The sequence below is a fragment of the Streptomyces atratus genome (genome assembly GCF_014648655.1).
Taxonomy (GTDB): domain Bacteria; phylum Actinomycetota; class Actinomycetes; order Streptomycetales; family Streptomycetaceae; genus Streptomyces; species Streptomyces atratus.
On sequence record NZ_BMRN01000007.1, the window covers coordinates 344572 to 352418 of the forward strand.

Here is a 7847-nt window from a genome sequence, read left to right on the forward strand (position 1 = left end):
AGACGTTCTCCAGGGTGCTGCGGCGGCTGGCCGCAGCCACGCTAGGAGGATCCTGAAGTGAAGAACCTGAAGAAGGCCGCAGCCGTCACCATGATCGCCGGTGGAATCGTCGCCGCCGGTGCCGGCGCGGCCTCCGCCACCGGCCACGGCGCCGGCGCCCACGGCGCCGCGACCCACTCCCCGGGCGTGGTCAGCGGCAACGTCGTCCAGGTCCCGGTGCACATTCCGGTGAACGTGGTCGGCAACACCGTCAACGTGATCGGCCTGCTCAACCCGGCCTTCGGCAACCTCGGCCTGAACGGCTGACCGACCTCACGGTCCTGTGTCGCCGGCCGGGCGTATCGAGCCCGCCCGGCGACATCCGAAGCCCGCACCGGCACACTCGAGCCCGTCCGGCGACCGAAGACGAAAGGGCTCCAGGACGGCCCCGGGCGACAAGACGCCTCGCCAGGGCTTACCGGTCCCGCTCCCGCTCCTCCACATACGCGTTGTACGCGGCAACCTGCGCCCGCCGGGCCACCCGCTCCACCGGCCTCAGCGCCTCTTGCCGAGCCGCGATCTCCGAGGCGCTCACGGCCCCGCCGTGCCCGTTCTCGTACGCCACCGAGATCAACAGCCCGACCCGCTGCGCCAGCTCCAGCACCCGCACCGCCCGCGGCGGATACCCCGGAGCCAGCACCTCGCGCCCCCGCTCCGTCCGCGCCCGGTACGCATCCACCGCCGCCTCCGCCACCGGCCCGGAACCGGCCACATCCAACCGCGACAGCACCGCTGTCGCATCCCGCAACGCCTCGGCGAGCTCCCGCTCCGCCTCGCCCAGCGACGGCACATCGGCCGGCGGCGCCTCCCGTACCGGCAGACAACGCCACACCACCTCGACGTGCAGATCCCCGTCCGGTCCCGCCTCACGCACCTCGGGAACCAGCCCGTACGGCGCACCGAACGCGACCACCGCCTCCTCGGCATCCAACGCCCGCGCATTGAAGTCCGGCGGCCCGCTCAACCCCAGTGGATGCCCCGGCGCCGGCAGCGCGACCCGGAAACCGGTCACCCCCAGACTCCGCAACCGTCCGAACGCAAGCGTGAGCCCGACAGGCCCCGTCTCACCCGGCAGTCCCTCGACGCGGTGCACCGCGTCCTCCCCGACAATGGCGAGCGCCGCGTCGTCCGGCGACACAAGTCCGGCCAGCAGTGCGTTTCCCCAAGCGGCCAGCAGCCCTGAGCGTGGTTCCGAAAGCATGGGAACAGCCTAGGGAACGGACCCGGGGCCTGTCCTCACACGGGCCCAGCGCCGGGAGCTCTCCTGCGGTGGCGTAGATTTCCCTGGGAGCTGTGCCCACAGGCACGCGACGATCTCGACACTGCATGGGGAGACAACGCGCCATGAGCGATGTACTGGAGCTGGTGGACGTATCCGTGGTCCGCGACGGACGCGCTCTGGTGGACGACGTCTCCTGGCAGGTCAAGGAAGGTGAGCGCTGGGTCATCCTCGGCCCGAACGGCGCCGGCAAGACCACGCTCCTCAACATCGCGTCCAGCTACCTCTTCCCGAGCACCGGCACCGCCAAGATCCTCGGTGAGCAGCTCGGCGGCGTCGGCACCGATGTCTTCGAACTCCGCCCCCGCATCGGTATCGCGGGCATCGCCATGGCCGAGAAGCTGCCCAGGCGCCAGACCGTTCTGCAGACGGTGCTCACCGCCGCCTACGGCATGACCGCCACCTGGCACGAGAACTACGAAGCCGTCGACGAGGAGCGCGCCCGCGCCTTCCTCGACCGGCTCGGCATGACCGAGTACCTCGACCGCAAGTTCGGCACCCTGTCCGAGGGCGAGCGCAAGCGCACCCTGATCGCCCGCGCCATGATGACCGACCCCGAGCTGCTGCTCCTCGACGAGCCCGCCGCGGGTCTCGACCTCGGCGGCCGCGAGGACCTGGTCCGCCGCCTCGGCCGACTGGCCCGCGACCCGTACGCCCCCTCCATGATCATGGTCACCCACCATGTCGAGGAGATCGCCCCCGGCTTCACCCACGTCCTGATGATCCGCCAGGGCAAGGTGCTCGCCGCGGGCCCCATGGAGACCGAGCTCAGCTCCCGCAACCTCTCCCTCTGCTTCGGCCTGCCGCTCGTCGTCGAGCACACCGGCGACCGTTACACGGCCCACGGACTGCCGCTCTCCTAGCCGCAGCCGGACGACGCTCTCCGGACACAACGCCGCAGCCGGCCGCCCGCGCCCTGTCCGCGAGGGCACCCGCAGTCCTACCATGACCACGTGGACATCGACGCGTGGGTGTGGTGGCTGATCGGCGCGGTGGGACTGGGCATCCCGCTCGTCCTGACCGCGATGCCCGAGTTCGGCATGTTCGCCGTCGGAGCGGTCGCCGCGGCAGTCGTCGCGGCACTCGGCGGCGGCATCGTGGCCCAAGTACTGGTATTCGTCGCGGTCTCCGTGGCCCTCATCGCCGTGGTCCGCCCGATCGCCGCCAGACACCGTGCCGACCGACCTCAACTCGCCACCGGCATCGATGCGCTGAAAGGCCGTCAAGCCATCGTCCTGGAACGGGTCGACGGCAGCGGCGGCCGGATCAAGCTGGCCGGAGAGATCTGGTCCGCCCGCGCCCTCGACGAGGGCCAGAGCTTCGACCCGGGCCAACAGGTCGATGTCGTCGACATCGACGGAGCTACGGCAGTCGTCATGTGACCGAACCACCCACACAGCAGAGCGCGTTCTGTCAGACTCGAAGTCGATCATCATGAGATCGGGGCCGTCGAGGCATACGGCCCCTCCCGCGAACTCGACCTCGATCATCGCGATCCGTCGGCAACCGAAGGGCAACGAGGAACACGATGCAACCGATCATCATCGTCCTGATCATTCTGGTGGTGCTCGTCTTCATCGCCCTGATCAAGACGATCCAGGTCATCCCGCAGGCCAGCGCCGCCATCGTCGAGCGCTTCGGCCGCTACACCCGCACGCTCAACGCAGGCCTGAACATCGTCGTTCCATTCATCGACTCCATCAGGAACCGCATCGACCTCCGTGAACAGGTCGTGCCGTTCCCGCCCCAGCCGGTGATCACCCAGGACAACCTGGTCGTCAACATCGACACCGTCATCTACTACCAGGTGACCGACGCAAGGGCCGCGACCTACGAAGTCGCCAGCTACATCCAGGCGATCGAGCAGCTCACCGTCACCACCCTTCGCAACATCATCGGTGGCATGGACCTGGAGCGGACCCTGACCTCCCGCGAGGAGATCAACGCCGCCCTCCGCGGAGTCCTCGACGAGGCGACCGGCAAGTGGGGCATCCGCGTCAACCGCGTCGAACTCAAGGCGATCGAACCACCCACCTCCATCCAGGACTCGATGGAGAAGCAGATGCGCGCCGACCGCGACAAGCGCGCCGCGATCCTCCAGGCCGAAGGAACCCGGCAGTCCGCGATCCTCACCGCCGAGGGCGAGAAGCAGTCCGCGATCCTGCGCGCCGAAGGTGAGGCCAAGGCCTCGGCCCTGCGCGCCGAGGGCGAGGCCCAGGCCATCCGTACGGTCTTCGAGTCCATCCACGCCGGCGACCCGGACCAGAAGCTCCTCTCGTACCAGTACCTCCAGATGCTCCCGAAGATCGCCGAGGGCGACGCCAACAAGCTCTGGATCGTGCCCAGCGAGATCGGCGACGCCCTCAAGGGCCTCAGCGGGGCCTTCGGCAACCTCGGCAACGGCGCCCCCGGATTCGACACCGGCAAGGAACGCCGGGAGCAGCCCCCGGTCGATTGACGCGTACACGCCCTCGTGCATGATCAGTGCACCAAGCTCCGATCATGCACGGGGGATTCACCATGACCATCTGGGAGATGCTTGCCGTCTTCGTCGCGGGCATCAGCGCCGGCACGATCAACGCGATCGTCGGATCGGGAACGCTGATCACCTTCCCGGTGCTGCTCGCCACCGGCCTGCCCCCGGTCACGGCCACCGTCTCCAACGCCCTCGGTCTGATCCCCGGTTCCATCAGCGGGGCCATCGGCTACCGCGAGGAACTCGCAGGACAGGGCCGCCGCGTCCGCAAGCTCGCCATCGGCGCCCTGATCGGCGGTCTCACCGGGGCCACCCTCCTGCTGGCCCTGCCCTCCACGGCCTTCGAGACGATCGTGCCGATCCTGGTGGCCCTGGCCCTCGCCCTGGTCATCCTGCAACCACGCATCAGCAAAGCGGTCCAGCGCCGCCGCGAACACACCGGCACCCCCGCCCGCCCCGACGGCGGCCCGCTCCTCTTCGTCGGACTGATGCTCGCCAGCGTCTACGGCGGCTACTTCACCGCCGCCCAGGGGATCATCTACCTCTCCCTGATGGGCATGCTGCTCGACGACACGATGCAGCGTCTCAATGCCGTCAAGAACGTCCTGGCCGCCGTCGTCAACAGCATCGCCGCGCTCTTCTTCCTCTTCGTCGCGGACTTCGACTGGACGGCCGTCGCACTGATCGCGGCCGGCTCCGCACTCGGCGGCCAGATCGGCGCCAAGATCGGACGCCGCCTCAGCCCCACCGTCCTGCGCATACTCATCGTCGCGGTCGGCACGGTCGCCATCGTCCAGCTGCTGCTCCGCTGACACACGGATGCCCACCTCCGCAAGGGAGAAGGGCATCCCATACGACAACATGCGTACGCCGGCTACGCCGCGGTGCGGTCCAGCCACTCCGGCAGCGCCGACCGCTCACCTGCCCCCAGAGCCAGCAGCATCGCCTCCGCCGGAGACGGTACGAACGGCTGCCGCAGCAGCGGCATCCCCGCCTGCTCCGGCGTCCGGGCTGCCTTGCGGTGATTGTCCTCGGCGCAGGACGCCACCGTGTTCAACCAGGTGTCCTGACCGCCCTGGGCACGCGGCACCACATGGTCGACGGTGCTCGCCCGCCGCCCGCAGTACGCGCACCGGTGCTGGTCCCGTATCAGCACGCCCCTCCTGGACCACGGAGCCTGTCTTCGGAACGGCACCCGTACGTACCGGCAGAGTCTGATCACCCGGGGCACCGGAATGTCCACGGCGGCGCCACGCATGCGGAGATCGGGGTGCGACTGCTCGACGACAGCCTTGTCCTGCAGAATCAGCACCACCGCACGGTTCAGCGTCACCGTCGACAGCGGCTCGAAGCTCGCGTTCAGTACCAGCGTGTCCCGCATCTCGCCCACCTCCCGTGTGCCGCCCGCCCCCTGGCAGGCCCGGATCAACTCTGGCTGGGCAGGCCGTGATGGACAACGCAATAAAAATGCCCTGCCCTGATCTCTCCAGGACCAGGGCAGGGCAAACAGCAGGGGAACTCTCGGATCACCGGGTACTAGGCAGGACCCGTGTACTCACCGATCAGCTGAGCACGGCCCAGCGTGTGGAACCGCAGATTGAATCCGACGACCGCGGGCGACACATCGCTGTCGACACCCAGCTTCTCGCTGTCCACCGCGTACACGGTGAAGACATAGCGGTGGTTCTCACCGGCCGGCGGCGCGGCACCGCCGAAGTCCTTCGACCCGTAGTCGTTACGGACCTGTACGGCACCGGCCGGCAGGCCCTCGAACTTTCCGCTGCCCGCACCGGCCGGCAGCTCCGTGACCGACGCCGGGATGTCGAAGAGCACCCAGTGCCAGAATCCGCTGCCCGTAGGAGCATCGGGATCGAAGCAGGTTACGGCGAAACTCTTGGTCCGATCCGGGAATCCCTCCCACCGCAGCTGCGGCGAGGTGTTCCCGGCCGCGAACACCTGGGCATCCGCCAGCACAGCCCCGGGTGCGAGATCCTCGCTCACCACCGTGAACGACGGCACCTCGGGATGGAAGTCGTGCGGCAGCGGCGCCCTCTTCGGCTCGGTCACGTCAGCACCTCTCCTGATCGCTCTCCTGCTGTCAGCAGGTCTCCCACCGACCCTAGAGCCAGTTGCGCTGACCGCCGACCTGGGCGAGCCACTGATTGAGGTACGCCGCCCAGTCGGTCCCCTGGAAGTCGTTCAGCCCGACCTTGAAAGCGCGGTACGAGTCGCTGCCCTCGCTGAAGAGTCCCGGCTTCTTGTCCATCTCCAGGACGACGTCCATCTCGCGGTCGTCCGCGACGAACGTCAGCTCCACCTGGTTCAGCCCGCGGTACTGCTGCGGCGGGAAGAACTCGATCTCCTGGTAGAACGGCAGCCGCTGGCGCGTACCGCGAATGTGGCCGCGCTCCATGTCCGCACTGCGGAAGCCGAAGCCGAGCTGCCCGAAGGCGTCGAGAATGGCCTGCTGGGCCGGGAGCGGGTGCACATTGATCGGGTCCAGGTCGCCCGAGTCCAGCGCCCGTGCGATCTCCAGCTCCGTGGTCACGCCGATGTTCATGCCGTGCAGATGCTGACCGGCGAACATCGTGATCGGCGTCTCCCACGGAATTTCGAGCCCGAACGGTACGACGTGCACGGCACCGGCCCGCACCTCGAACGCGCCACCGAGCCGAAGCTTGGTGAACTCGATGTCCTGCTTCGTCTCCGTGTCCTGGCCCTCGACCTCGACCCGCGCCTGCAGACCGACGGAGAGCCCCTCGATCTGCTGATCCACGGATCCGCCCTGGACCCGCACCTCGCCCTGGACGACCCCACCGGGTACGACATTGAGTTCGGTCAGCTCGGTCTCCACCGAAGCACCACCGGCACCCATGCTCGCGAGCAGCCGCTTGAAGCCCATGTTTACTCCTCCTTGGTCCTGACCCCTACATACGCGCCACGACCGTAGTCGGTTCCCGGTAACCTCGAACGCCATGATCGAGGGCTTGGACCGTACGCCACTGACACGCGACTTCTTCGACCGCCCCGTACTGGACGTGGCACCCGATCTCCTGGGCCGGACTCTGGTGCGCACCACCCCCGACGGCCCCATCGAACTCCGCCTCACCGAGGTGGAGGCCTACGCCGGCGAGATCGACCCCGGATCGCATGCGTTCAGAGGCCGCACCCCGCGCAACAGCGTCATGTACGGACCACCCGGCCACGCGTACGTCTACTTCACGTACGGCATGTGGCACTGCCTCAACCTGGTGTGCGGCCCGGAGGGCAAGGCCGGCGGTGTCCTGCTCCGCGCCGGTGACATCCAGGTCGGTGCCGACCTCACCCGCAAACGTCGAATCTCGGCCCGTAATGACAAGGAACTGGCCAAAGGACCGGCCCGACTGGCCACCGCTCTCGATGTCGACCGCGCACTGAACGGCACCGACGCCATCGCCCACCCCGGCGCCCCGCTGTTCGTACTGCACGGCACCCCACCACCCCGCGACCAGGTACGCAACGGTCCGCGCACCGGAGTGGGCGGCGACGGAGCCACTCACCCGTGGCGCTTCTGGATCGACGGAGACCCCACGGTGAGCCCCTACAGAGCCCATGTGCCACGCCGCCGCGCAACTTGACTCGCCCTTGGGGGCCGCCTAATGTAGCCCGAGCCGCTTGAAACGGGCACTGCTATCGGTACGGTCCATCGGACCGCCCGAGCATCCGGAAGCGGCCAACCACTACCTACGACTCACCCTGGCGGGTGCGAATTCGGCATGCCGTAATTCGTCCCCATCGACTCGATTATGAGTCGCCAAGGAAATCGGTTAACGTGGTGGACACGCCGAAAGGCAAAGGTCACTCCAAAGGCCACCGGAATTCAAATTCGGACCGGAAACGGAACGAAAAAGAATCTGGTAAGGTTGGAACCGCCGGAAAGGGAAGCGCGAAAGCGAAGAACTGGAAAGCAGCCCCGCTTCGACCGGGAATCGGACACGAAAGAGTCTGATAGAGTCGGAAACGCAAGACCGAAGGGAAAAGCCCGGAGGAAAGCCCGAGAGGGTGAGTACAAAG

Annotated in this window: 10 protein-coding genes; 6 read left to right on the forward strand and 4 right to left on the reverse strand. The window is 67.9% G+C overall.

Annotation, left to right across the window (positions count from 1 at the left end; translation table 11 throughout):
- Positions 1-57: 57 nt before the first annotated feature.
- The gene (locus IEZ15_RS15495; RefSeq protein ID WP_114243801.1) at positions 58-306 is read left to right on the forward strand and encodes a chaplin; all 249 of its coding nucleotides are present in this window, start codon (positions 58-60) and stop codon (positions 304-306) included.
- 148 nt (positions 307-454) lie between these two features.
- Here the strand turns inward: IEZ15_RS15495 and IEZ15_RS15500 are convergent, their stop codons facing one another.
- Positions 455-1240, reverse strand: a complete 786-nt coding sequence (locus IEZ15_RS15500) for an Rv1486c family protein (protein WP_114243800.1) — start codon at positions 1238-1240, stop codon at positions 455-457.
- A 143-nt stretch (positions 1241-1383) separates the two neighbouring features.
- Between IEZ15_RS15500 and IEZ15_RS15505 the strand changes: the two genes are divergently transcribed.
- The 4 genes from IEZ15_RS15505 to IEZ15_RS15520 all read left to right on the forward strand — a co-directional run bounded on the left by IEZ15_RS15505 (position 1384) and on the right by IEZ15_RS15520 (position 4606).
- Positions 1384-2181 carry an ABC transporter ATP-binding protein gene (locus IEZ15_RS15505; protein WP_114243799.1) on the forward strand — a complete coding sequence of 266 codons (798 nt, stop codon included), beginning with the start codon at positions 1384-1386 and terminating at the stop codon, positions 2179-2181.
- A 90-nt stretch (positions 2182-2271) separates the two neighbouring features.
- Complete coding sequence (locus IEZ15_RS15510) at positions 2272-2700, forward strand: NfeD family protein (protein ID WP_114243798.1); 429 nt, start codon at positions 2272-2274, stop codon at positions 2698-2700.
- Between the two features lie 146 nt (positions 2701-2846).
- Positions 2847-3776, forward strand: coding sequence for an SPFH domain-containing protein (locus tag IEZ15_RS15515; RefSeq protein WP_093895790.1), 930 nt, complete (start codon positions 2847-2849; stop codon positions 3774-3776).
- A gap of 62 nt (positions 3777-3838) precedes the next feature.
- The gene (locus IEZ15_RS15520) at positions 3839-4606 is read left to right on the forward strand and encodes a sulfite exporter TauE/SafE family protein (RefSeq protein ID WP_114248915.1); all 768 of its coding nucleotides are present in this window, start codon (positions 3839-3841) and stop codon (positions 4604-4606) included.
- 62 nt (positions 4607-4668) lie between these two features.
- Here the strand turns inward: IEZ15_RS15520 and IEZ15_RS15525 are convergent, their stop codons facing one another.
- The 3 genes from IEZ15_RS15525 to IEZ15_RS15535 all read right to left on the reverse strand — a co-directional run bounded on the left by IEZ15_RS15525 (position 4669) and on the right by IEZ15_RS15535 (position 6696).
- The gene (locus IEZ15_RS15525) at positions 4669-5175 is read right to left on the reverse strand and encodes an HNH endonuclease (protein ID WP_093895792.1); all 507 of its coding nucleotides are present in this window, start codon (positions 5173-5175) and stop codon (positions 4669-4671) included.
- Between the two features lie 155 nt (positions 5176-5330).
- Entirely contained in the window at positions 5331-5861 is a 531-nt protein-coding gene (locus tag IEZ15_RS15530) for a YbhB/YbcL family Raf kinase inhibitor-like protein (protein WP_114243797.1), read from the reverse strand.
- A gap of 52 nt (positions 5862-5913) precedes the next feature.
- Positions 5914-6696: a sporulation protein gene (locus IEZ15_RS15535; protein ID WP_114243796.1), complete on the reverse strand. Its 783-nt coding sequence runs from the start codon at positions 6694-6696 to the stop codon at positions 5914-5916.
- A gap of 73 nt (positions 6697-6769) precedes the next feature.
- Between IEZ15_RS15535 and IEZ15_RS15540 the strand changes: the two genes are divergently transcribed.
- On the forward strand, positions 6770-7411 hold the full coding sequence (locus IEZ15_RS15540; RefSeq protein WP_189277308.1) for a DNA-3-methyladenine glycosylase: 642 nt from the start codon (positions 6770-6772) through the stop codon (positions 7409-7411).
- The last annotated feature ends 436 nt before the right edge of the window (positions 7412-7847 follow it).

What these genes read in the sequence shown, in the direction of transcription:
- IEZ15_RS15500 (WP_114243800.1), bottom strand. Translation starts at nt 1,240, where the DNA reads ATGCTTTCGGAACCACGCTCAGGGCTGCTGGCCGCTTGGGGAAACGCA.
- IEZ15_RS15535 (WP_114243796.1), bottom strand. Translation starts at nt 6,696, where the DNA reads ATGGGCTTCAAGCGGCTGCTCGCGAGCATGGGTGCCGGTGGTGCTTCG.
- IEZ15_RS15525 (WP_093895792.1), bottom strand. Translation starts at nt 5,175, where the DNA reads ATGCGGGACACGCTGGTACTGAACGCGAGCTTCGAGCCGCTGTCGACG.
- IEZ15_RS15540 (WP_189277308.1), top strand. Translation starts at nt 6,770, where the DNA reads ATGATCGAGGGCTTGGACCGTACGCCACTGACACGCGACTTCTTCGAC.
- IEZ15_RS15505 (WP_114243799.1), top strand. Translation starts at nt 1,384, where the DNA reads ATGAGCGATGTACTGGAGCTGGTGGACGTATCCGTGGTCCGCGACGGA.
- IEZ15_RS15520 (WP_114248915.1), top strand. Translation starts at nt 3,839, where the DNA reads ATGACCATCTGGGAGATGCTTGCCGTCTTCGTCGCGGGCATCAGCGCC.
- IEZ15_RS15515 (WP_093895790.1), top strand. Translation starts at nt 2,847, where the DNA reads ATGCAACCGATCATCATCGTCCTGATCATTCTGGTGGTGCTCGTCTTC.